Origin of the sequence: Streptomyces sp. NPDC059866, assembly GCF_042731325.1 — a bacterium.
GTDB classification, from domain to species: domain Bacteria; phylum Actinomycetota; class Actinomycetes; order Streptomycetales; family Streptomycetaceae; genus Streptomyces; species Streptomyces flavusporus.
In genome coordinates, this window is record NZ_JBHWJT010000021.1 from 62655 (window position 1) to 86701 (window position 24047).

Genomic DNA, 24047 nt, shown 5'->3' on the forward strand with positions numbered 1-24047 from the left:
GCGCCCGACGAGCCAGTTCCAGTGTCCGCCCAAGGGGCACCGGGCGTCTCACTGCATCGTGGGCGCCATCGCAGGTGCGCATGCCGACGACACGCCCAGCAGCACGACAGACCGCGAACGCGAACGCAAGGCCCTCATCGGCCCCGATCCGGGGCCGCTCGTCCCTCTCGCATCCATGGTCTCGCAGTGATCATTGGGTCAGGCGCGGGCGTCGGGATCGACCACCGCGAGGGGCTCCCCCGTCCCCCGGCGGAACGGCGCCCGCGCCGGTCGGCAGCGCGGCCCCGGAGGGCTGCGGATCGACGGGATTCGGGTCGACGCCGAGCAACGTCGGGACGTGCCCTCGAGGCGGGTACCGGCGCAGCCCGGCGCGCTGTGCACTCTCAGCTGCGGCCGCCCCAACAGCGTTACCAGCCAATGACGTTGACGCGCACGTCCCCTTGTTCCATGGCTCGGAGCCGTTCGTGGAATCCGGAGTCCAACGGGCCCGGTCGGTCAGTTCCGGGGCAGCGTGTTCGCGACGTACTCGGTGAGGTCGAGCAGCCGGTTGGTGTAGCCCCACTCGTTGTCGTACCAGCCGAAGACCTTCACCAACTCGCCGTGCGCCTGGGTCAGCGGGGCGTCCAGGACGCAGGAGGCGGGGTCGCCGACGACGTCGCGGGAGACGATCGGGGCGTCGGACACGCGCAGGATGCCCTTCAGCGGCCCGTCGGCGGACTCCCGGAAGGCGGCGTTGACCTCGTCGGCGGTCACCGGCCGGTCGAGGACCACGCTCAGGTCGGTGAGCGAGCCGTCCTCGACGGGGACGCGTACGGCGATGCCGTCCAGAGTGCCGGCCAGCTCGGGCAGGACCAGGCCGACGGCGCGGGCGGCTCCGGTGCTGGTGGGGATGATGTTGACGGCGGCGCTGCGGCCGCGGCGGAGGTCCTTGTGCGGGCCGTCGAGGACGACCTGGTCGTTGGTGTAACCGTGGATGGTGGTCATCAGTCCCTTGACGATGCCGAAGTGCTCGTGGAGGACCTTCACCATGGGCGCCACGCAGTTGGTGGTGCAGGACGCGTTGGAGACGACGTGGTCCCGCTCCGGGTCGTAGGTGTCCTCGTTGATGCCCATGACGACGGTGGCGTCGACGCCCTTGCCCGGCACGGAGAGCAGTACCTTGCGGGCGCCGCCCTTCAGGTGCAGGCCGGCCTGTTCGCGGGTGCGGAAGCGGCCGGTGGACTCGATGACGATGTCGGCGCCGAGGCCGGCCCAGTCCAGGGCGGCCGGGTCGCGCTCGGCGGTCACGGCGATGCGGTGCCCGTCGACGGTGATCGAGGCGTCGTCGTGCTCGACGGTGCGGCCGAGGCGGCCGTACGTCGAGTCGTACGCCAGCAGATGGGCCAGCGCGGCCGGCGAGGTGAGGTCGTTGACCGCCACGACCTCGACGGCCGTGCCGGCCTCGGTCTCCGCGCGCTGCAGCACACAGCGCAGGTAGTTGCGTCCGATACGGCCGAAGCCGTTGATGCCCACGCGCACGCTCATGTCCGTCGTCCTCCCGATCGATCCACGCCTGTATGCGCTGCCAGCCTGCTGGCCGGGGATGCGATCGGGCATGGGCCGTACGGGGGCGAGCCGGGGGACGTTCGGCCCCAGGGCTCGCCCGGGCGGCGTCAGTGGCCTTCTTGCTTCAGCCGGTCCTGGGCCTGGCCGGCGAGGACGGCGGCCTGGATGCGTCGCTCCACACCGAGCTTGGCGAGCAAGCGGGAGATGTGGTTCTTCACCGTCTTCTCGGCGAGGTAGAGCCGCTGGCCGATCTGCCGGTTGGTCAGGCCCTCACCGATCAGCGCCAGGATCTCCCGCTCCCGGTCGGTCAGACCCGGCAGGGCGTCGGGCTCCGGCTCCTGGCCCTGACGCAGCCGTGCCATCAGCATCGTCCAGCAGGAAGACCCGGATCGGGTTGTCGGGACCGGCTGCTCGCCGTCCGCCATCGGATACTCCTTGTTCTGCGCCGTCTGAATCCCGCACCGGATTTCGCCCATGAGTGCGACCGGTCCTTGGCTATCGCAGACCTTGCGTGATCCCGGACCGAAGGGCCAGGGCAGGTCGGCCCTGCTCTCCCCGGCTCCCCACCAGGTACGCCGTCGGATCGCCTGCCCGTGGCCACTGCCACCGAACAACGGTCTGGGGGGCGCGTTCAGCCGTGGCGCGAGAATGATCTCCAGATCCTAATCGCATGGGCGGTCGGTCTCGGTCACGCCCACAACGGCGTACGGCCTGCCGCAAGGGCCTGAGCCACGGTGGTCGGCCACGCCACAGGTGGCGAATTCCGCTCGGGCCGGGGGCCGTCGCGGCGCAACTCGGGGCCGATCGGCCCCGGTCACGGGGACGTCCAGCACCTGCCGCGGCACCGCACCGCGGTCGACCCTGGAACCGCACCGCATCGACAGAGTCCGAGGAGCATTCCATGAAGGCAGCAGTCGTCCGGTCCTTCGGCGAGCCGCTGGTGATCGAGGAGCGGCCGGATCCGAAGCCCGGTCCGGGCCAGGTGCGCATCCGGCTCGAGGCGTCCGGACTGTGCCACACCGACATCCATGCCGCGCACGGCGACTGGCCCGTCAAGCCGACCCCGCCGTTCGTCCCCGGCCACGAAGGCGTCGGCATCGTCGAGGCGCTCGGCGACGGTGTGACACACCTGGCCGTCGGCCGGCGGGTGGCGGTGCCGTGGCTGGGGTGGGCCTGCGGTCGCTGCGAGCACTGCCTGTCCGGCTGGGAGACCCTGTGCGAGCAGCAGAAGAACACCGGCTACAGCGTGGACGGCGGGTACGCGGAGAAGATGCTCGCCCCGGCCGACTTCGCCGCACGCGTCCCCGAGGGCATCGACCCGCGCGACGCCGCCCCGCTGACCTGCGCCGGCGTGACGACGTACAAGGCGCTGAAGGTCGCCGACGTCCGCCCGACCCAGCTGGTGGCGATCTCCGGGATCGGCGGCCTCGGGCACCTCGCCGTGCAGTACGCGAAGATCGCCGGAGCCACGGTGGCCGCGATCGACGTCACCGACGACAAGCTCGCACTCGCCGCGGAACTCGGCGCCGACATCCTGATCGATGCCCGCAAGGAGGACCCGGCCGAGGTGCTCAAGCGGCACGGGGGCGCGCACGCGGCGATCGCGCTGGCCGTCAACGAGCAGGCGTTCGCCTCCGTGTACGGCGGTCTGCGGCGCGGCGGCAAGCTGGTCATGGTCGCCCTGCCCGCCGGTGGCACCATCCAGGTACCGATCTTCGACACCGTCCTGAACGGCACCTCCGTCATCGGCTCCATCGTCGGCACCCGCCAGGACCTGGACGAGGTCTTCCAGCTGCACGCCGCCGGACGCACCCGGGTGATCTACGAGACCCGGGCCCTGGAGACCGTCAACGAGTCCATCGCAGAAGTCCTGAACGGTCAGATCAAGGCACGCATCGTCTTCGAGATGTGACCCTCCCGCATGACCGCTGCGCCTCGTGCACCGATCGGGGTGCAGCTCGGCCAGTGGTCAGCCCACACCCGCCCCTGCAAAGCAGGAAGGAACAGCACTGTCATGGTCCGTTACGTGTACGCGTTCACCGAGGGCGGCCGTGACATGGCCGACCTGCTCGGCGGCAAGGGCGCCAACCTGGCCGAGATGACCCGGATGGGTCTGCCGGTGCCGCCCGGCTTCACCGTCACCACCGAAGCCTGCCGGGCCTTCCTCGCCACCGGCTCCGAACCGGAGGGCCTGTCCCGCGAGATCTCCCACCACCTGACCGTCCTGGAGCAGGCCGCCGGACGGCGGCTGGGGCAGCCGGACGACCCGCTGCTACTGTCCGTCCGTTCCGGAGCCCGCTTCTCCATGCCCGGCATGATGGAGACGATCCTGGACATCGGCCTCAACGACGAATCGGTCCTCGGCCTGGCGAAGTCCTCCGGGAACGAACGCTTCGCCTGGGACTCCTACCGCCGCCTTCTGCAGATGTTCGGCAGCACCGTCATGGGCGTCGACAGTGCACTGTTCGAGAACGTCATGGCCCGCCTGAAGGAAGCCCGCGGCGCGGTCGACGACCTGGACCTGGACGCGGTCGATCTGGCGGAACTCGTCGAGGCGTACAAGGAGCTGATCCGTCAGGAGACGGGTGAGTACTTCCCGCAGTCCCCGGCGGAGCAGCTGCGTCGGGCGGTCCTGGCCGTCTTCGAGTCCTGGAACGGCGAGCGCGCCCGCCTCTACCGGCGTCGCGAGCGCATCCCCGACGGCCTGGGCACCGCGGTCAATGTGCAGACCATGGTCTTCGGCAATCTCGGGCCCGACTCCGGCAGCGGTGTCGCCTTCACCCGTGACCCGGCCACCGGGCACCGCGGTCTGTACGGCGACTACCTGCCCAACGCCCAGGGCGAGGACGTCGTCGCGGGCATCCGCAACACCGTCGGGCTGGACCGGCTCAAGCACCTCAACCCGGAAGCGTACGTCCAACTACGCGACCACATGGGGCTGTTGGAGACCCACTACCGCGACCTGTGCGACATCGAGTTCACCATCGAGCGCGGCCGGCTGTGGATGCTGCAGACCCGGGTCGGCAAGCGCACCGCCGAAGCCGCTTTCGCCATCGCCGCCGAGCTGGCGGACGAGGGACTCATCACCTCCGACGAGGGCCTGGTACGTGTCAGCGGCGACGGCCTCGCCCGCCTGATGTTCCCCCGCTTCGACACCTCCGCCATAGGAGAGGCGCTCGCGCACGGCATCCCGGCCTCACCGGGCGCAGCCGTGGGCGCCGCGGTCTTCGACTCGGCCGAGGCGGTCCGGCGTGCCGCCGCCGGGGAGAAGGTGATCCTCGTACGGCAGGAGACCACACCCGACGACCTGCCCGGAATGGTCGCCGCCCAGGCGGTGCTCACCAGCCGCGGCGGCAAGACCAGCCACGCGGCGGTGGTCGCCCGCGGCATGGGCAAGGTGTGCGTGTGCGGTGCCGAGGAGATCTCCGTCGACTCGCAGGAGCGCCGCCTCAGCGTGGGCGACACCACCGTCGAGGAGGGCACGGTCATCTCCGTCGACGGCTCCGAGGGCGCCGTCTACCCGGGCGCGGCCCCGCTGGTGGACTCGGCGGTGATGCGGTACTTCGAGACGGGTGACGTCTCGGCCGGGGTGGTCGACGCCGTGGCCCGCGCCATGCAACATGCCGACGACGTACGGCGGTTGGGGATCCGGGCCAACGCGGACACTCCCGAGGATGCCGCCCGCGCCCGCCGGTTCGGAGCCGAGGGCATCGGCCTGTGCCGCACGGAGCACATGTTCCTCGGCGACCGTCGGCAGCTGGTCGAGGCGATGATCCTGGCCCGCACCGATGCCGAACGCGAACGCGCGCTGGAGGCTCTGCTGCCGCTGCAGCGGCAGGACTTCGTCGGCATTCTGGAGGCGATGGACGGCCTGCCGGTCACCATCCGCCTCCTCGACCCGCCGCTGCACGAGTTCCTGCCCGACCGCACCGAACTGGCCGTACGCATCACCGCCGCCGAAGCCCACGGCGACCGGCCCGACCCGCACGACGCCGAACTGCTCGATGCCGTCAACCGCATGCACGAGGAGAATCCGATGCTCGGCCTGCGCGGTGTCCGCCTGGGCCTGGTGGCACCCGGTCTGGTCGCCATGCAGGTACGGGCCATCGCCGAGGCGGTCGTGCAGCGCAAGCGGGCCGGCGGAGATCCGCGGGCGGAGATCATGGTGCCCCTCGTCGACACGGTCGAGGAGCTGCGGATCGTCCGTGAGGAGGTGGAGCAGGTACTGGCCGAGGTCTCCAAGGAGTCCGGCATTCCCGTCGCATGCCCGGTCGGCACGATGATCGAGCTGCCCCGCGCCGCCCTCACCGCGGGCCACATCGCCGAGGAGGCGCAGTTCTTCTCCTTCGGCACCAACGACCTGACCCAGACCACGTGGGGCTTCTCCCGCGACGACGTCGAGGCGGCGTTCTTCTCCGCCTACCTCGACAAGGGCATCTTCAAGGTGTCCCCCTTCGAGACGATCGACCGCGACGGTGTGGGGCGCCTCGTCGAGATCGCGGTGGCCGAGGGCCGCGCCGCACGGCCCGACCTGAAGATCGGCGTCTGCGGCGAGCACGGTGGCGACCCGGAGTCGGTGCACTTCTTCCACGCTGCCGGGCTCGACCACGTCTCCTGCTCACCGTTCCGCGTCCCGGTCGCGCGCCTCGAGGCCGGACGTGCCGCCCTGCCCGAGACGGAGGGCAGCGACAGCAGGTGACAGGGCACCTGCGCCGCTCCGCAGCGCACGATCACGGCGCGGTGGGGGCCACCCGGCCCGGGTGATCAGGGCCGGCCGGACGCCCGACGGGGCCCCGGGGACCTGCACAGCGGGGCGGTGCCGGACAGACGCTGGTGGTGGAGCCACGCCGCTCCCCCACAGCGCCGCTCTGTACGGGCCGCTGTGCGGCTTCACTTCGACCACGGAGGTACACACATGACCCGCCACGACGACCGAACCGGGATCGCTGCCCCCGCCGAGGCGCCGTCGGACATCGCCGTCGCCGTCGACCGGCTGGTCACGAACGGGCTCAAGGCACTGGCCGACTACGAGGCCCTCGATCAGGAGCAGGTCGACCACATCGTCAACAAGGCGTCGGTCGCCGCTCTGGACCGGCACACCGCGCTCGCACGGCTCGCCGTGCAGGAGACCGGACGCGGCGTCTTCGAGGACAAGGCCGCGAAGAACATGTTCGCGTGCGAGCACGTCACGCACAGCATGGGCCACATGAAGACGGTCGGCGTCATCGCCCGCGACGACATCGAGGACATGGTCGAGATCGCGGAACCGGTCGGCGTGGTATGCGCGATCACGCCCGTGACCAACCCGACCTCCACCACGATCTTCAAGGCGCTGATGGCGCTGAAGACCCGTAACCCGGTCGTGTTCGCCTTCCACCCCTCCGCCCAGCGGTGCAGCGCCGAGGCGGCCCGGATCGTGCGGGACGCGGCCGTCGCCGCGGGGGCGCCGGAGCACTGCGTCCAGTGGATCGAGGCCCCGTCCGTCGAGGCGACCAGGACACTCATGCACCACCCCGGCGTCTCCCTCGTCCTGGCCACCGGCGGCAACGCCATGGTCAAGGCGGCCTACTCGGCCGGAAAGCCCGCCCTGGGCGTGGGCGCCGGCAACGTTCCCGCGTACGTGCACAAGAGCGCGAAGCTGCGCCGGGCCGTCAACGACCTGGTGCTGTCCAAGTCGTTCGACAACGGCATGATCTGTGCCTCCGAGCAGGCCGTCATCCTCGACGAGGAGATCTACGACGCGGCCATCGCCGAGTTCCGCGCCCTGCACGCCCACCTGGCGACCGCCGAGGAGAAGGTGAAGCTGGAGCGGTTCCTCTTCCCCGCCGCCGCCTCGAACAGCGGTTGCGAGCCCAAGGTGAACGCGGCGGCCGTCGGCCAGAGCCCTCAGTGGATCGCCGAGCAGGCCGGATTCACCGTCCCCGCGGACACCTCGGTCATCCTGGTCGAGGCCGAACGGGTCGGCCCGGACGAGCCGCTGACCCGCGAGAAGCTCTGCCCGGTCCTCGCCGTGCTGCGCGCCGGCTCCGACCGGCAGGGCTTCGACCTGGCCGCCGACATGGTCGCCTTCCACGGACAGGGCCACAGCTCCGTCATCCACACCGAGGACCGCGCGCTCGCCGAGGCGTACGGCCGACGTATGAAGACCGTACGGGTCATCGTCAACTCGCCCTCCTCGCAGGGCGCCATCGGCGGCATCTACAACAACCTGCTGCCCTCCCTGACCCTGGGCTGCGGCTCCTGGGGCAGCACATCGGTGTCCAACAACGTCTCCGCTCCCCAGCTGCTGAACGTCAAGCGGGTCTCCACCCGCCGCAACAACCTCCAGTGGTTCAAGGTCCCACCGAAGATCTACTTCGAACCGCAGGCCATCCGCTATCTCGCCGACATGCCGGACATCCACCGCGTCACGGTCGTCACCGACGCGACCATGACCCGCCTCGGCTTCGTCGACCGCATTACCCGCGTCCTGCAGCGCCGCCGCGAGCCGGTGACCGTCCAGGTCATCGACAACGTCGAGCCCGAGCCGAGCATCGACTCCGTCCGCCGCGGAGCCCGCCTCATGGGCGACTTCCGCCCGGACACGATCATCGCGCTGGGCGGCGGCTCGCCCATGGACGCGGCCAAGGTGATGTGGCTGCTGTACGAGCAGCAGGCCGACGGCAAGGACATCGACTTCGCCGACATGCGGCACAAGTTCTCCGACATCCGCAAGCGCGCCTTCCGCTTCCCCGTCCTGGGCAGGCTGGCCCGCCTGGTGTGCGTGCCCACCACCTCCGGCACCGGCGCGGAGGTCACGCCGTTCGCCGTGATCTCCGACCCGGCGACGGGCAAGAAGTACCCGCTGGCCGACTACGCGCTCACGCCCAGCGTGGCCATCGTCGACCCGCTGCTCACCACCGAACTGCCCCCGGCCCTGGCCGCCGACAGCGGCTTCGACGCCCTCACGCACGCCATCGAGGCGTACGTGTCCGTCTACGCCAACGACTTCACCGACGGCCTCGCCCTGCACGCGATCCGCCTGATCTTCGACCACATCGAAGCCGCGGTGAACAACCGTGCCGCGCGGCCAGAGGCGCAAGAGAAGATGCACAACGCCGGCACCATCGCGGGCATGGCCTTCGGCAACGCCTTCCTCGGCATCGTCCACGCCATGTCCCACACCCTCGGCGCCACCTTCCACATCGCGCACGGCCGCACCAACGCGGTCCTGCTCCCCCACGTCATCCGCTACAACGGCACCGTCCCCACGAAGCTGACCGGCTGGCCCAAGTACGAGAACTACCGCGCCCCCGAACGCTTCCAGGACATCGCCCGCACCCTCGGCCTGCCCGCCGCCACCCCGGCCGAGGGCGTGGAGTCCCTCGCCGCAGCCGTCGAGCGGCTGCGCGACTCCGTGGGCATCGAACCGTCCTTCCAGGCCCTCGGCGTCGACGAGCGCGCATTCCTCGACGCACTGCCCCAGCAGGCCCTGAACGCCTACGAGGACCAGTGCGCGCCCGCCAACCCTCGGATGCCCATGCTCGACGACATGGAGGGGATCATGCGAGCGGCCTACTACGGCCCTGACCGCATACCTGGCGAGTAGGCCCCGTCAGCGAACAGTCCTGTTCGATCTGCTCCTCGGCCTCCACTGATGGGTGCTGCGGGTCACCGCCTGCGCAGCCCCTCCACGACCTGGATGCCGGCCGCGGGGTGACTGGTCAGGGCTCGATGTCGAGCACATCTCGCATGGGGCGACGCGGGGTCGCGGGGCCTGTCGGGCCGTATCCGAGGCGCAGGACCATCTGCACATACCCGGTGCCCGTCACCGGATCGCGCAGTCGCCGACGCAGGTCGGGCCATTCCAGGGCTTGGGTGACGAAGGAGCTGGACAGGCCCTTCAGGGTGGCCAGCAGAAGGACGCGCTCCATCGCCTGGCCGGCGCGCAACCAGTCCTCCGGGCGGTCTCGGGCCGTGCTCAGCAAGGCCAGATGAAGGTGGTGCTCGAACTCGGCAGCGGCACGGCCCGGCACCGGTCGGCCGCCGGCGAAGTCGCGCATCGGCGCCTTCCCGCCGAGCTTGCGCGGACCGAACGCGTATTCCGGCACCCCTGCCGCGGCCGTGTCCGAGAACGGCACACCGCCGTGGGTCCACTGCCTCAGATCTTCGCGGATGCCGTGATCGGTGAGGTTGCGGGCCTCGGCCTCCTGGGCCAGTTCCAACACCTCTTGCAGATGCCATCCGGTGGGGAAGGTCAGCGAGGCGCCCTCGTCGTGGGCAGCGTCCGCCAGAGCAGCCCGTACGGCATCGGGGATCTCCGTCTCCTCGAACGGATGCCGGCTGGTATGCCGAGTGCGAAGGGCCGGATACAGCGCGCCGAGGGTTCCCTTACCGCTCCCGAGGGCCGTCAGCTGTACGGAGGCGAGCAGCTCGGTGTCCCGAGGATCGGGCAGCAGCCGGGTCCCCGGATGCCACCCGCCGTGCACGGCCGCGACGCGCAGGTTCATCAGCGCGGCGCCGCAGCCGAGGTGGAGGGCCCGGCCGTGGGGGTCGGTGTGCGGTACGGCACGCTGGGGATCCGAGCGCACATGAAGGGTTCGGCTGCCGAGGAAGCAGCGGAACCGCCACGGTTGCGCGTTGTGCAGGGACGGCGCGGCCGTGGCGTCGTAAACCAAGGCCGTCACCGTCTCCCGGGTGAGCGGTTGCACCGACACCGCGTCCTCCACTCCGGAGCACCCCCGGGCCCCTGGGCGAGTCCGTCTCCGGGCCCTTACACCTCCAGGCTGCCACCGCGGCTCGCTCCGCGACAGGCATCCAGACCCGGGCAGGGCGCTCCCGTCGGCCGCCTCGATCGCCCGTCCTCAGGGCCGGATCGAACCTGCGCATGCTGCGCGTAGCCCCCTACGCCGCTCTCGACCGGGGCGGCACCGTCTGGGTCATGTCCGCCTCCTCGTCTCACCGTTCCATCGTCATGCGCCAGGAACGCACGTGCCTGGGCCGACCGGCCCAAGCCGAGGAGCCGACAGTCCCCATCGGCGGCGGGCCGACGGGGCCGAACGGCCCCTCACCACCCGGCCGAACTCACCACTCCGTACGAGCAGCAGCGGCACCTCGCGCTCACCCTGCAGTGCAGCTTCATGGAACGCCGCCGGCCAATACAGCCAACCACTCCCAGCGCCGCCTCGCTTTGTGCATCTCGCTCGCCCGTGATGTGCCACTCGTTCACAGCGCCCGCAGGCCGTGCTCCCGGAACTGCTCTCGTACCCGCTCCGTCAGCTCCGGATCCGGCGTCGGTGTGTCGCGCAGGGGGAAGGGGATCCCCAGCGCGTCGTACTTGTGGGCGCCGAGCTTGTGGAACGGCAGGACGTCCACCCGGTCGACGTTGCCCAGCCCGGCGAGGAACGCGCCGAGGCCGTCGACGGCCACCGGGTCGTCGGTCCAGCCAGGCACCAGGACGTAGCGGATCCACACCGGTACGCCGAGCCGGTCCAGGCGGGTGGCGAAGTTGAGGGTCGGTGCGAGGTCACCACCGGTCAGCTTCCGGTAGGTGCGGACGTCGAAGGACTTGATGTCCAGCAGGACCAGGTCGGTGTCGGCGAGGAGTGCGTCGGTCGCGCGGGCGCCGAGGAAACCGGAGGTGTCCAGGGCGGTGTGCAGACCGAGCTCCTTGCAGCGGCGGAAGACACCGGCCGTGAACGCGGGCTGCAGCAGCGCCTCACCTCCGGTGAGCGTCACTCCCCCGCCGGCGGTGGAGATGAAGGCCCGGTACTTCTCGATCTCGACCATCACCTCGTCGACGGTGGTCGGCTTCCCGTCACGCATGTGCCAGGTGTCCGGGTTGGCGCAGTAGAGGCAGCGCAGCGGGCAGCCGCTGAGGAACAGCACGAACCGGGTCCCGGGACCGTCCACTCCCGTGGACAGGTCCCAGGAGTGGACCCGGCCCGTCGCCGGCTCGACCGTGGTGTTCACAGCGATCCGTGGAAGGTACGGCTGATCACGTCGAGCTGCTGCTCACGGGTCAGGCGGACGAAGTTGACCGCGTACCCGGAGACCCGGACCGTCAGTTCCGGGTACTTCTCGGGGTGCTCCATGGCGTCCTCGAGCGTCGCCCGGTCCAGGACGTTGACGTTCATGTGGAAGCCACCGGAGGCCATGTACGCGTCGAGGATGCCGACCAGATGGCCCGCGCGCTCGGACGGGTCGTGCCCCAGTCCCTCGGGCGTGATCGTCGTGGTCAGCGAAATGCCGTCCCGGGCCTGCTCGTACGGGAGCTTGGCCACCGAGAGGGCCGAGGCAGCCACGCCGTGCCGGTCGCGGCCGTTCATCGGGTTGGCCCCAGGCGCGAAGGGCTGTCCTGCGCGGCGGCCGTCGGGGGTGTTGCCGGTGTGCTTGCCGTACACCACGTTGGAGGTGATGGTCAGCACGGACTGGGTGTGCTCGGCGTTCCGATGGGTGGGGTGCTGGCGCACCTTCGCCATGAACGACGTCACCAGGTCGGTGGCGATGGCGTCGGCCCGGTCGTCGTTGTTGCCGTAGGCCGGGTAGTCGCCCTCGGTCTCGTAGTCGACAGCCAGTCCGGTGGCGTCCCGGATGACCTTCACGCGGGCGTACTTGACGGCGGACAGGCTGTCCACGGCGACCGAGAGGCCGGCGATGCCACACGCCATGAAGCGGTGCACAGGGTGGTCGTGCAGGGCCATCTCGATGCGCTCGTAGGCGTACTTGTCGTGCATGTAGTGGATGACGTTGAGGGTGTCGACGTAGGTGGCCGCCAGCCAGTCGAGCATGTGGTCGTACGCCGCCGTCAGCTGCTCGTAGTCCAGGTACTCGCGGGTCAGCGCGGGCGCCTCGGGCGCGATCTGCTCGCCGGTCATCTCGTCCCGGCCGCCATTGATCGCGTACAGCAGCGCCTTGGCCAGGTTGACGCGAGCGCCGAAGAACTGCATCTGCTTGCCCACCGCCATCGCGGACACGCAGCAGGCGATCGCGGTGTCGTCGCCGGTGCGCGGGCGCATGAGCTCGTCGGACTCGTACTGGATGGCGCTGGTGTCGATGGACACCTGGGCGCAGAAGCGCTTGAAACCCTCGGGCAGCCGAGGCGACCACAGGACGGTCAGGTTCGGCTCGGGGGCCGGGCCCAGGTTGTAGAGGGTCTGCAGGAAGCGGAAGGACGTGCGGGTGACCAGCGGCCGGCCGTCCGAGCCGATACCGCCGATGGACTCGGTCACCCAGGTCGGGTCACCTGAGAACAGCGCGTCGTACTCGGGGGTGCGCAGGAACCGTACGATCCGCAGCTTGATCACGAAGTCGTCGATCAGCTCCTGGGCGCGGGTCTCGTCGATCGTCCCCTCGTCCAGGTCCCGCTGGAGGTAGACGTCCAGGAAGGTGGAGGTGCGCCCCAGGGACATCGCGGCGCCGTTCTGCTCCTTCACCGCCGCCAGGAAGCCGAGGTAGAGCCACTGCACGGCCTCGTGGGCGGTGGCGGCGGGGCGCGTGACGTCGCAGCCGTAGGAGGCGGCCATCTGCGCGAGCTCTTCCAACGCCCTGATCTGCTCGGCGAGTTCCTCACGGTCGCGGATGACGTCCGGGCCGGACTGCTGTGCATCCAGGCGGGCCCGTTCGGTGCGCTTGGCCTCGATCAGCCGGGTCGTGCCGTACAGCGCGACGCGCCGGTAGTCGCCGATGATCCGGCCGCGGCCGTAGGCGTCCGGCAGGCCGGTGATGATCCCGGCCTTGCGGGCGGCGCGCATCTCGGGGGTGTAGGCGTCGAAGACACCGTCGTTGTGGGTCTTGCGGTACGTGCCGAAGACGCGCGTGACGAAAGGGTCTGCCTTGTACCCGTACGCCTTCAGCCCGTTCTCCACCATCCGCAGACCGCCGTTCGGCATGATCGCCCGCCGCAGCGGGGCATCCGTCTGCAGGCCCACGATCAGCTCGCGGTCGCGGTCGATGAAGCCCGGCCGGTGCGAGGTGATGGTGGAAGGGGTGGCCGTGTCGACGTCGAAGATGCCCCGGCGCCGCTCCTCGGGGAACAGAGCGCTGACCTTGCCCCAGACAGCCAGCGTGCGCTCGGTCGGCCCGGCCAGGAATGCGCAATCGCCTTCGTACGGCGTGTAGTTGGCCTGGATGAAGTCGCGCACGTCGACCCGGTCCCGCCAGCGCGTACCGGCGAAGCCTCGCCATGCCTCGGTCGTCGCCCGGGGTCCAGCTGTCACCGTTGCCGTCATCGCCGGTCTCTCCCTCACTGTTCACGTGAACGTCTGCACTGTCGATGCTCGTCGCTCGCGGTGCCTGCAGAGAGGGCCTGTCGGCGTACCCGGGACACGCCATCAGTCCCTCGTACGTCGGGCCATTGGGCCCGGTCAGGGGCCGCACCTCGCCCCACAGATCCTGCGTGGACGAGCGGCCGGGGCACCCCCGCCGATGAGCGGAGGTGCCCCGGTCCGACGAGCCTGCGGCCCTCAGAGCAGCCAGCGGTTGCGGCTGACGAAGGGCAGTCGTGCCCAGGCCCTGCCCAGGCCCCAGGTGGCGCCGGCGCCCGCGGCCGCGAGGGCGATGAGGACGACGGCGTAGATGAGGTGGTAGTCGACGAACGGGTTGGTGGACATGCTCGGCGACCCGTCGGACAGGTGCTTGGCCGGCGGCCACTCCGCGATCCACATCAGCGCCATCATGGCGGTGCCGGCGACCGCGGCGAGCCGCAGACCGATGCCCGCGATCAGGGCGAGGCCGATGCCGAGCAGGCCGAGCATGAACAGCCAGTCCGCCCAGGGGGCCCCGGCCCAGTCGTGGAAGGTGGACTCCATCGGGCCGACCGCCACGCCGCTGAGGAAGCCCTTGGTCGGCGAGCCGCCGTCGATCCAGCCCTTGCCGGACTGCGTGGCGTAGCCGAAGCCGAAGGTCTTGTCGAGGAACGCCCACAGGAAGACGAAGCCGGTCAGCAGGCGGAGCCCGGCGAACACGTACGCACGGGTCGCCGTCGCGGCGGCGGCCGCCTCGTCGGCGGAGGCGGGGGCCGTCCCCGCCCTGCGCAGGGACGGGAAGCGGAATCCCAGATGCCGGTGGGGGTGGTCGTGCACTGCCATGATGCTCATCCCTTTCGAGGGGTGCGACGCGCAGAATGTGGACGACTCTCGTTGCGCCTTCAATGTCCCGCGTCGTCACCGCCCGGCAGAGAGGCTGCAGGGCCCGGCAAGGGGGCCGAACGGCCCCCTCTGTCCGGGACCCGTTGGCATCGGTCAGCCGCCCAGGACCAGTCATGGGGCCCTTCCGGATCGGGGTTCGATGGGAGGTGCATGCGGGTCCGTAACTCCCCGTCCTCCCCGACCCGCCGGGTACCCGACAGGGCCGACCGGGCCATCTCGGGATCGCGGTGCCCGTCATCCGGTCTGCGGCACCAGCACCAGCGGGCAGTGGGAGTCGCGCAGCAGGACGTGCGCAACCGGACCGAGCGGTGGACCGAGCCGGCCCCCGCGCCGGCACATACCGATGACCACGACGCCGGCCTCGCGCGTGCCCGCCAACAGGGCGTGAGCCGGGTCGGTGCGGACCGTCCGGCTGTCGACCTCTGCCTGGGGGTACTCCTCCCTCAGCCGGGCGATGCTGAACCGCGGCACGGCTTCTTCCGCCCGGTCGATCCGGGCCTGGCGCTCCTGGCCGGGGCTCGTCGCGGCCACCAACGAGGGCAGCTCGGGTGTGGTGTGCCGGTGCGTCGAGGCGTGCAGGACACGCAGCCGGACCCCACGCCGCGCCGCTTCCTGGAAGGCATAGGCGACAGCGGCCTCATCGGCGTCGCTCTCCAGGCCGAGCAGCACCTCGCGTCCCTCGTCGCAGGGATGGTCTCCGCGTACGACCATCAGGGGACCGTGCGTGTGCGCGGTCAGGCGCCAGCTCACCGAGCCCGCCAGCAGGCCGGAAACACTGCCGAACCCCCGGGTGCCCACGACGGTGAGGACCGCATCCGCGCTCTCCCGCGCCAGCGCCCGCACGGCGCCGTCCTCCACGGCCCTTGTCTCCACCGGCAGACCGGGGTGGCGCTCCTCAACCCGCGCCGCGGCAGACACCAGAACAGGCCCCGCCTCGTCGCGGTCGGCCACGGCGTAGACGATGCGCAACGCGGTGCTGCGGCGCACCGCTTCCTCGGCGGCCTGGTCCAAGGCCTGAACGGCGACCAGTGAACCGTCCACTCCGACGACCACATGACGATCATTCATTGTCCTGTTCCCTTCCGTTCCGTGCACCGGGGGCCACCCCGTGGGGCGCCCGTGGGAGCCCCGAGGGCGGTGGCGAACCCGCTGCCGGTCGACTGGGCGTCGATACCACGGCGGGTCCACGAAGGATGCTCATCGTCCGCGGGACGCTGCGGGCAGAGGCCGATGGAACCCGTCGGCACGCCTTACGGCCCGTCCCGTCGGGCCGTAAGGCCCCCGCCCCGGCCCCGGCCGGACGAGAGGGATCCCGGGGAGGAGGGCAGAGACGTTCAGGCGGTGAGATTCAAGCCGTACAGGCTGCGTCCGCCGATGAGCTCACGCCCGGTGACGAGTTCGGGCTCGATGCGGACGAAGACCTCCTGCGGCGAAGGCGCCCAGGAGACCGGGCCGGTGCGGGCCAGGCGTTCGTGCTCGGCGGGGTCGGTCACCACCGCGGCCGAGCCCGTGACAACAACGCTCCAGCCGGAGTGCCGGACCGCGTCGACGTCGTCTGCCTCGAAGGCGACCACCGCGCCGTCGATCGCGCGGACCAGCTCCGAGGCTGCGGAGGTGCGCAGCAGGACCCCGCCGTCGCCGTCGAGGCTGAAGTTGACCGGCAGCACGGCGGGCAGGGCCCGGCGTGTGAAGACGATGCGGCCGACGGGCACCTTGGCCATCAGCCGCAGGCACTCCTCCCGCCCGAGTTCGCGGAAACCGTCGTTGGGGTACATCAGCCAGCCTGTCTTTCGCCCAGTAAAGCGGTATTGCGTCTTTTCATCCTGAGCGGGATGAGGCCCGGGACGATGGGGCCCATCGGCCCCAGCCTTGCCGGAGAACGACCCGTGTCACGCCGAGGTCTGTCCCCCAACGGGCGGGCCTTCCGGGGAGGTGCTGGTCCTGCCTTGGGCCGGTCGGCTGCTTCATCCCTCGTGGCGGGCGCGGCAGGTCCGCCAGAACCGATCGGTGAGCAGAACCGGGCGGTAGGGCCGACCGGCCCTACCGCCACTTCGCTTTGCCCGGCAGGTGTCTTCGAGCTGCACTCCAGCCTGGGCGAGGCCCTGGCCCGTACCTCGGAGGCCGCCGCCGCGGCGGGCTGACGGCCGGACCGGTGGGCTAGCGACTCGGCAGCACCTCATCGAGCACCGCGCGCGGGGCGCGCCGCGGGCTCGCAGCGCCTTCGGGGCCGTATCCGAGGCGGATGAGCATCTGCGCATGACCGGTCCGCCCGGGCGTCGGGCTCAGGGACCTGCGCAGGTCCGGCCACTCCAGCGCCTGGTGCAGCAGGGAGGCGCGCAACCCATGGGCCGTGGCGAGGAGCCACACGTGCTGGAGCGCCTGTCCGGCCCGCAGCCAATCGGCGCGGCGGTCATGCTCGGTGATCAGCACAGCGATGACGGGTGCTGCCTCAAACAGTCGGACGACCAGTCGTTCGGTGTGCCGCTGCGCGGTGAAGTCGCGCAGGGGAAGGTGTTCGCTGGCGTCCTGGGGGCCGAGCACGGCCTGCGGCAGGCCCACATCGGGATTCGGCTCCAGGTCTCGGTGCACCCAGCGGTTGCTCTCCGAAGCGCGGTCGGTGTCGATGCGGTTGCGGCGCTCGGCCTCTGCGGTCAGGTGGAGCAGTCGCGCCGTCTCGATGGGGTCGGGGAACCACAGCCGCGCGCCCTCCAAGCGGGCGGCTTCACGAAGTTCGTTACGCAGATACGGTGGCAGCGGCCGCCCTGAGAACGGGAGGCGGCTGCTGTGCCTGCGCCAGATCGCCTCATACAGGTCGGCGCGGTGCTCTGTGGGGCGGGCAGCGGATCCGGCCAAGCGGACAACGGCGAGCAGGCCGGGGTCCTCCGGGGCGGGCAGCAGGCGCCTGACCGGTGACCATCCGGAGTGCGCGATCGCGACCCGGAGGTTCAACAGGCACGCCCCCACCGAAAGATGCAGGGCACGACCTGCCGGGTCCGTGTGCCGCAGGCCGCGTTCAGGGGCGGCGCGCACCTGGAACGTGCTCGACTCGGCATCCAGGCGGAAGCGCCATGGCTGGGTGTTGTGGATCGAGGGCGCGGCGACCGCGGCCGACACGCAGGTCTCCGGAATCACGCCGTCCAGAAGTGTGCTGTGCATGGTGCCCTCCTCAAGCGTCGGCGTAGGACCGGGGGGTGCTGTCCTACGAGCGTGGGCGCCTGACCACCGTCCCGTGAGGGGCCGATGGTCCCGCCGCCGGGCCCGGACGGGCCACACCTCACCGAGTGAGTGGCAGACGGGAACACCGCCATATCTCCCGCCTCCGGTCACCGTCCGTGCATGGGCTGAACGGCCCAACATCGGCTGTGAGTTGGCCCCCGTCGGCCCTCCGGTGCTGCCTGGTCGGCCCATGCCCAGGCACGTTCTCGACTGTCACCTTCGTGAACGTCACGACCAGGAGGAGGGGCAGACCGATGGAGGCCAACAGGCGTACGAAGAAGAGGTTCTGGCGATGGCGGAACAACCCACTGCGACGGCGCGGTGACATCGTGGAAGCGTGGGTCGTGCTGGCCGTGTGGGTGGTCATCGCGGTGGGCGGCGCGGTCGTCGGCCTGATGACGGCTGACGCAGCCGACGAGGTGTTCGCCCGGCAGCGCGCCGAGCGCGTTCCCGTGCGCGCTGTGCTCCTCACCGACGTCCCGCGGAGCGTGGCGGGGGCCGGGACCACCAGCGACAAAACCGCCGCGCGAGTCCGCTGGACGGACCCCGACGGTTCCGTCCACACCGACAAGACCTTGGTGAACATCGGTCTGAAGGCCGGGGCCAGGACCGTCGTCTGGACGGACGGCCGAGGCGAGATCACCGCCGAGCCGCCGAGTCCGACGGAAGCAGCCGTCGAAGCCGGCGTCCTGGCCACCGGGGCCGCGCTCGCCTTCGCCGGCCTCGTCTTCGGCGCCGGAGCCCTCGCACGGTGGAGGCTCGACCAGCAGCGCATCGAGCAGTGGGGCAGGGAGTGGGACCTCGTCGGCCCGCGGTGGGGCCACAAGACCGGATGATCCACGCTCGGCCACGCGGCAGGAGCGGTCAAGGCATACGAGGACACGGGCGGGCGGTTCCGCCTCCATGGTCGTATCGGTCGTGGGCCGGCGATCCGACTCCTGCGACGTGCCTCGGCTCGCGGATCAACTGCCCCACGTTCGGCCCTTGGGCTGTAGCGCTGGGGCTGCCCCCTCCCCTACGGCGGGGCATCTCAGCCGACAGTCAGGTCAGGGCGCACAAGCGTCCCCGATTTCCCGTGAACGATCTCGTACGCAGCATCGAGGGCTCCGATGGCCGCCAGTCCTCCGGTGCGCTCGACGAACCGGGCGGCGGCCTCGGTCTTGGGGCCCATGGAACCGTCGGGGTAGCCTCCGCGGCGCAGGTCGTCGGGCGTTGCGTCGAGGACGGGCTGCTGGTCGTGGGTGCCATAGCCGGCATAGACGCACGGGACGTCGGTGAGGATGAGCAGGAAGTCGGCCTTGAGGTCCTCGGCGAGCAGGGCCGTCGTGAGGTCCTTGTCGACGACTGCCTCGACGCCGGTCAGTGCACCGGTGTCGTTGTCGGCGGTGACGGGGACGCCTCCGCCGCCGGCACACAGGACCAGGGCGCCGCTTCCGAGCAGGTCGTGGATGGTCTCGCTCTCCAGGATCCGTTCGGGCGACGGTGAGGGGACCACGCGGCGCCAGCCTTTGCCGTCCTTGGCGATGTGCCAGCCGTGCCTGCGGGCCAGCCCCTCGGCGATCCTGCGGGAGTACACCTGGCCGACGAACTTCGTGGGCTGGCCGAATGCCGGGTCGTCGGCCCGTACGAGGGTATGCGTGACCAGCGCGGCGATCCGGTGCCCCGGCAGCGCGTCGTACAGTGCACGGACCAGCAGCGAGCCGATCATCCCCTGTGTCTGGGCGCCGAGCAGGTCCAGCGGGTAGGGAGCCCTCAGCGCCGGATCGGCGGCGCTCTCCTCGGCGAGAAGACCGAGCTGCGGCCCGTTGCCATGGGTGACGACAATCTCGTGTTCCAGGGCGAGGCCGGCGATCGCGGTGGCCACCCGGTCGATGTTCGCCTCCTGAACGTCCGCGTCGGGACGATCGCCCCGCCGCAACAGTGCGTTGCCGCCGAGGGCGATGACGATACGCATGGCTTTGGACCTCCAGGGTGGCCACGAATACAGCGCTGATGGTGTGCAGCCGGTTCTCCACCTGATCGAAGGCGATAGAGGGCGGGCGGGGGAGAAGACGTCGGTCGACCAGGGCGGGATGCCCACACCATGCGTCGGGAAGGCCGGTGGCCGGTCGACGTCTTGCCGTTGACCGGATACGGCGGCTCCACGCTTCCCCAGCTCATTGCTGGCTGCTCACTGATGTACCAGTATCCGATCCGGTTGGCGGGACGCCCCCACCGCCCCCGCAACGGCCGGTCGACGGCCGGCACGACGCCGCAGCGTCCGCAGTACCAGTGCGTCGAATATCGCACTGAGCACGAATGTGACCGCCGTGGAGACCACCAGGAGAACCGCAAACAGCCTCCAGAACTCCGAGGTCAGTGACGTAGCCACACTGCACACCCCCTTCCACCGAGTCGTCTCTCGTCTTCATCGAACATCCGGAACCGTTCCGGCACAGGGTGCCGAAGGACCCGGACGCGGTGCCGGTCGGCCGGGCCATGGGGCCGGTTGGCCCATCGTCCGACACAGGGCACGGGCGCAGGCTGGAAGTGGCAGATCCGTACGCCTGACTGGAGACACGCCATGAACGCTCCCGCCCCGGGAGGCATGAGGCACGGCGGCCCGCACAGCGTGAGTGACGTGATGACGCACACCGTCGCCGCCGTCGGCCGCGGCGCCTCTTTCAAGGAGGTCGTGCGGACGATGCAGGACTGGAAGGTCAGTGCCCTTCCCGTCCTGGAGGGCGAAGGCCGCGTAGTCGGGGTCGTCTCCGAGGCCGATCTGCTGCCCAAGGAGGAGTTCCGCGACAGCGACCCCGACCGATGCACCCAGCCGCGGCGCCTGTCCGACCTGCCAAGGCCGGCGCGGTGACCGCGGGGGAGCTGATGACCTCCCCGGCCCTCACCGTCCACGCGGACGCGACACTCGCGCAGGCCGCACGGACCATGGCACGCACCAAGGTCAAACGGCTCCCGGTCGTCGATGAGCTGGGCATGCTGCAGGGCATCGTCAGCCGCGCCGACCTGCTGAAGGTGTTCCTGCGCGATGACGAGGAGATCGCGGAGGAGGTCCGCCGGGAGGTCGTGTCCTGCCTCTTCCCCGCGTCGACGTCCGCCGCGCGTGTGGCCGTGCGGGACGGGATCGTGACGCTCAGCGGCCGCATCCGCGACACGTCGCTGGTCCCGGTGGCCGCACGTCTGGTACGGGCCGTTGAAGGAGTCGTGGACGTGGAGTTCGACCTCTCCGAGCACGACCGTCCCTCGGTTCCTTCTCCTGCCCCGTCGAGTCGTGGCGAGAACACCTGAACCTCGTGACGCACCCGAGCGGATGATGAGGGTTACGTGTGCGTCAGCTCGTCGGCGACACGTGCCGCCCACGTCTCGATCGCGGTGAAGTCGCGGAAGTCCCCGCCCTTTCCGTTGCGGAGGATCATCCGTGCGACCCATCCCTTCGCCCCCTCCTCCAGGCAACCTCCGAAGGTGACGTGTGCCCTGGCGTCGAGCGCGACCATGGCCTTCTTCACGCCGGGCACGGGCGGGATGTCCCGCTCCGAGGCCGAGGCGTCGAGCGGGCCACTGCTGAACAACCACAGTGGGCGTTCGGCCAGGGCGTGGCGGTGTCGGCGCAGGAATCGGCGGGCGTGCTTCTGCCAGCGTCCGGCGTACAGTCCGCCGCCGGCCACCACGGCGTCGTACGACGCCACGCTCGAGACGGACCGGGCCGGAAGGGCCTCGACCGTCAGCCCTTCCTTGCGCAGGACGCCGGCGATGGTTTCGGCGATCTGCGCCGTCGATCCGTTCGTGGTTCCGTAGGTGACCAACACGGTGCCGGTCATGGGGATGCGCCTCCTCTCAAATGCGGCGCAGCCAGTCGTCTGCTACGCCGTGCAGCGCCTGCTCCCGGGTGCGCAGGCGGGCGTCGTCCAGTCGGTAGGTGAGTTTGCCGACCACGCCGACCACGCCGTCGATCCGGCGGGTCATCGACCTCGTCGACCACCGGCAGTCCGCTGATCCGGTGGGCCGCGAGCAGCCTCGCGACCTCCTTGAACGGGGTGCCGTACTCGGCGCGGACGACGTCCGTGGCACGGAGCCGACCTTGTTGTACTGCATGGCTGTTCCCTCTTCAGCGGAGCCGGCGCAGATGGGGTCGGAGCGGCCGTCTTCGACCGGCTACGAGCGCCCGCCGCGCGACCTTCAGACCCACGTCCCTGATCACGCGGCGAGCCTCTGAGCGCCGGTCAGGCGTCGTGGCCCCCATGCGGCACGACCGCAACCGGACAGGCGGAGTGGTGCAGCACCGCGTGGGGGACGCGGCCGAGTTGGAGCCCGAGGTGCCCCTCGCGGCGCCTGGCGCCGACGACCAGGAGGTCGGCACGGTGCGAGGCGTCCACCAGCACCCGGCGGGCATGGCCCTCGACGGTGCGCCGGTGCACATCGACGCCCGCCGGGAGGTCCTCGAGCCCCGCTTCGAGTTCCTCGGCGGCCCGCTCCTCGTGCAGCCGGGCGGGTTCGCCGGCCAGCAGGGGGTGGTCGGTGGTCTCGTGCGCGGGACAGCGCCAGGCCCGTACGGCCTCCAGCGGCACCCCGCGTCGCCGCGCCTCCTCGGCGGCGAACCTCACCGCCGCCGACTCCTTCGCGTCCTCGCCGACGCCGACGACGACCCGGCCGTGGACCGGCGGTGTCGCCTGGTTGTCGTGGCTGCCGCGCAGCACGATCACCGGGCAGTCGGCATGGGCGGCGACGGCCAGGCTGACGGAGCCGAGCAGCATCTCGGCGATGCCGCTGCGGCCGCGGGTGCCCACGACCAGCGCGGAGGCGTGCCGGGCCTCGTGGACCAGGGCGTACTCCGGCTCCTCGAACACCACGTCGGTGGTGACCTGCAGACCGGGGTGCCGGGCGCGGGCCCGCTGAGCGGCGGCGCCCACCACGTCCTGGGCCAAGGGCAGCGCGGTCGGTTCGGCGAGGTCCCGGGCGAGGGCCGCACCCTCGTACCGCTCCCACAGGCAGGCGTACACCACCCGCAGCGGCACTCCGCGCAGTTCGGCCTCGTCGGCCGCCCAGTCGACGGCGCGCAGACTCGGCTCGGAACCATCGACGCCCACGACCAAGGGCCCGCCGCGGACTCGCTCGACTCCTGCGTTCATGATCTCCACTCCTTCCGAGAGCTCGTTCAGTCGTGCGCGACGACGGCCACGGGGGCGGCGGCGTGATGCAGTACCGCGTGCGTGACGGGGCCGATATGGACGCCGAAGGGGCTGCGGCGGACCCGACGGCCGACGACGACCAGGGACGCCTCACGGGAGGCGTCGACGACGTGATGGGCAGGGCTGCCGGACCGGGATTCCGCGACGACCTCGACGTCCGGGTACTTCTGCCGCCAGGGCCGTAGCACCGCGGCCAGAGCGGCGGCGTCCTGCCGGCCCAGTTCGGCGTTGAGCCCGGGGTCGGCGGGCAGGCCATAGGCGAAGTAGGGCGGAAGGTTCCAGCCGTGCACGACCCGCAGGGTGGTGTCGCGTCGGGCGGCCTCCTCGAAGGCGAAGGCGATCACCGTGTCATCGGGGTGGTCGACGTCGAGGCCGAGCACCACGGGCCGGTGCGGAGTGGCGGAGGACGGGATACCGACAGGGTCCTTCTCGTGCTCGTCGGCGGCCTGTTCCCCGGCCCGCACGAGGACGACGGGGGTGTCGGTGTGCGCGATCACGGCCATGCCCACGGACCCGACGAGGAACCCTCCGATTCCGCTCAGCCCACGCGAGCCAAGGACCAGCAGCTCAGCGTCCTTCGCCACCTCCGCGACCACGTCCGTCGGCCTGCCGGGAATCTGCTCCATCTCCACGTGCACCCCGGGGTGGCGCAGGCGGAGTCCCTCGGCCGTCTCGCGGGGAATCCGTTCGCTCCAGTGCTGCTGCGTCTCGGCGCCCAGGAGCGGGGCCTGCGCCATGGGCTCCGGGACGGGTTCCCAGACGTGCACCAGCCGCAGCGGCAGGCCGCGCAGCTTCGCCTCTCGGGCCGCCCACTCGGCAGCCGCACGGCTCTCCGGCGAGCCGTCGAGGCCCACGGTGACGTTGCGGGACATGCTGTCCACCTCCTGAATCGGGGTTCCGATGTCAGGGTGGTGGCGGGGAGAGGCCGTAGTGCAGAGACCGCAGGTCCCCGGTCTGGGGCCAATAGTCCCCCTCG

The 24047-nt window shown here is 70.8% G+C and carries 18 protein-coding genes and 2 pseudogenes; 6 read left to right on the forward strand and 14 right to left on the reverse strand.

The features are described 5' to 3' along the window. Positions 1-58: 58 nt before the first annotated feature. Complete coding sequence (locus ACFV7R_RS30000; protein ID WP_385268985.1) at positions 59-190, forward strand: hypothetical protein; 132 nt, start codon at positions 59-61, stop codon at positions 188-190. A 305-nt stretch (positions 191-495) separates the two neighbouring features. On the opposite strand, the gene gap is transcribed toward ACFV7R_RS30000, so the two are convergent. Beyond that, positions 496-1524 (reverse strand): type I glyceraldehyde-3-phosphate dehydrogenase, encoded by a 1029-nt coding sequence (gap, locus tag ACFV7R_RS30005; RefSeq protein WP_385268987.1) that lies wholly within the window; start codon positions 1522-1524, stop codon positions 496-498. Positions 1525-1652: 128 nt separating this feature from the next. Beyond that, positions 1653-1919, reverse strand: a pseudogene (locus ACFV7R_RS30010) (helix-turn-helix transcriptional regulator); the annotation flags it as partial. Positions 1920-2446: 527 nt separating this feature from the next. Between ACFV7R_RS30010 and adhP the strand changes: the two are divergent. From adhP to adhE, 3 genes are all read left to right on the forward strand, one after another. Next, complete coding sequence (gene adhP / locus ACFV7R_RS30015) at positions 2447-3457, forward strand: alcohol dehydrogenase AdhP (RefSeq protein ID WP_385268989.1); 1011 nt, start codon at positions 2447-2449, stop codon at positions 3455-3457. 102 nt (positions 3458-3559) lie between these two features. Continuing rightward, positions 3560-6244 carry a pyruvate, phosphate dikinase gene (ppdK, locus tag ACFV7R_RS30020; RefSeq protein ID WP_385268991.1) on the forward strand — a complete coding sequence of 895 codons (2685 nt, stop codon included), beginning with the start codon at positions 3560-3562 and terminating at the stop codon, positions 6242-6244. 216 nt (positions 6245-6460) lie between these two features. Next, positions 6461-9133: a bifunctional acetaldehyde-CoA/alcohol dehydrogenase gene (gene adhE, locus ACFV7R_RS30025; RefSeq protein ID WP_385268993.1), complete on the forward strand. Its 2673-nt coding sequence runs from the start codon at positions 6461-6463 to the stop codon at positions 9131-9133. Positions 9134-9248: 115 nt separating this feature from the next. On the opposite strand, the gene ACFV7R_RS30030 is transcribed toward adhE, so the two are convergent. The 7 genes from ACFV7R_RS30030 to ACFV7R_RS30060 form a co-directional block, all read right to left on the reverse strand. After that, positions 9249-10241 carry an Acg family FMN-binding oxidoreductase gene (locus tag ACFV7R_RS30030; protein WP_385268995.1) on the reverse strand — a complete coding sequence of 331 codons (993 nt, stop codon included), beginning with the start codon at positions 10239-10241 and terminating at the stop codon, positions 9249-9251. Between the two features lie 508 nt (positions 10242-10749). Beyond that, the gene (gene pflA / locus ACFV7R_RS30035) at positions 10750-11496 is read right to left on the reverse strand and encodes a pyruvate formate-lyase-activating protein (protein WP_385268997.1); all 747 of its coding nucleotides are present in this window, start codon (positions 11494-11496) and stop codon (positions 10750-10752) included. Further along, entirely contained in the window at positions 11493-13754 is a 2262-nt protein-coding gene (pflB, locus tag ACFV7R_RS30040) for a formate C-acetyltransferase (protein ID WP_385268999.1), read from the reverse strand. The genes pflA and pflB overlap by 4 nt, the downstream gene beginning before the upstream one ends. 234 nt (positions 13755-13988) lie before the next feature. After that, positions 13989-14612, reverse strand: a complete 624-nt coding sequence (locus ACFV7R_RS30045; RefSeq protein WP_385269001.1) for a hypothetical protein — start codon at positions 14610-14612, stop codon at positions 13989-13991. A 294-nt stretch (positions 14613-14906) separates the two neighbouring features. After that, positions 14907-15740, reverse strand: coding sequence for a universal stress protein (locus ACFV7R_RS30050; protein WP_385269003.1), 834 nt, complete (start codon positions 15738-15740; stop codon positions 14907-14909). Between the two features lie 266 nt (positions 15741-16006). Beyond that, positions 16007-16447 carry a pyridoxamine 5'-phosphate oxidase family protein gene (locus tag ACFV7R_RS30055; RefSeq protein ID WP_385269005.1) on the reverse strand — a complete coding sequence of 147 codons (441 nt, stop codon included), beginning with the start codon at positions 16445-16447 and terminating at the stop codon, positions 16007-16009. Positions 16448-16829: 382 nt separating this feature from the next. Next, positions 16830-17828, reverse strand: coding sequence for an Acg family FMN-binding oxidoreductase (locus ACFV7R_RS30060; RefSeq protein ID WP_385269007.1), 999 nt, complete (start codon positions 17826-17828; stop codon positions 16830-16832). A 314-nt stretch (positions 17829-18142) separates the two neighbouring features. Here ACFV7R_RS30060 and ACFV7R_RS30065 point away from each other — a divergent pair, with 314 nt between their 5' ends. Next, a complete protein-coding gene (locus tag ACFV7R_RS30065) occupies positions 18143-18724 on the forward strand; it encodes a hypothetical protein (protein ID WP_385269009.1) in 582 nt (193 codons plus the stop codon). A gap of 194 nt (positions 18725-18918) precedes the next feature. Here the strand turns inward: ACFV7R_RS30065 and ACFV7R_RS30070 are convergent, their stop codons facing one another. Next, complete coding sequence (locus ACFV7R_RS30070; protein ID WP_385269011.1) at positions 18919-19842, reverse strand: carbamate kinase; 924 nt, start codon at positions 19840-19842, stop codon at positions 18919-18921. 633 nt (positions 19843-20475) lie between these two features. On the opposite strand from ACFV7R_RS30070, the pseudogene ACFV7R_RS30075 reads away from it, so the two are divergent. Next, positions 20476-21173: pseudogene (locus tag ACFV7R_RS30075) on the forward strand (CBS domain-containing protein). A 32-nt stretch (positions 21174-21205) separates the two neighbouring features. On the opposite strand, the gene ACFV7R_RS30080 reads toward ACFV7R_RS30075, so the two are convergent. From ACFV7R_RS30080 to ACFV7R_RS30095, 4 genes are all read right to left on the reverse strand, one after another. After that, positions 21206-21703: a flavodoxin domain-containing protein gene (locus ACFV7R_RS30080; RefSeq protein ID WP_385269013.1), complete on the reverse strand. Its 498-nt coding sequence runs from the start codon at positions 21701-21703 to the stop codon at positions 21206-21208. Positions 21704-21719: 16 nt separating this feature from the next. Further along, on the reverse strand, positions 21720-21848 hold the full coding sequence (locus ACFV7R_RS30085; RefSeq protein ID WP_385269015.1) for a hypothetical protein: 129 nt from the start codon (positions 21846-21848) through the stop codon (positions 21720-21722). 257 nt (positions 21849-22105) lie between these two features. Continuing rightward, positions 22106-23011: a universal stress protein gene (locus ACFV7R_RS30090; RefSeq protein ID WP_385269017.1), complete on the reverse strand. Its 906-nt coding sequence runs from the start codon at positions 23009-23011 to the stop codon at positions 22106-22108. Positions 23012-23037: 26 nt separating this feature from the next. Then, positions 23038-23943, reverse strand: coding sequence for a universal stress protein (locus ACFV7R_RS30095; RefSeq protein ID WP_385269019.1), 906 nt, complete (start codon positions 23941-23943; stop codon positions 23038-23040). Between the last annotated feature and the right edge of the window lie 104 nt (positions 23944-24047).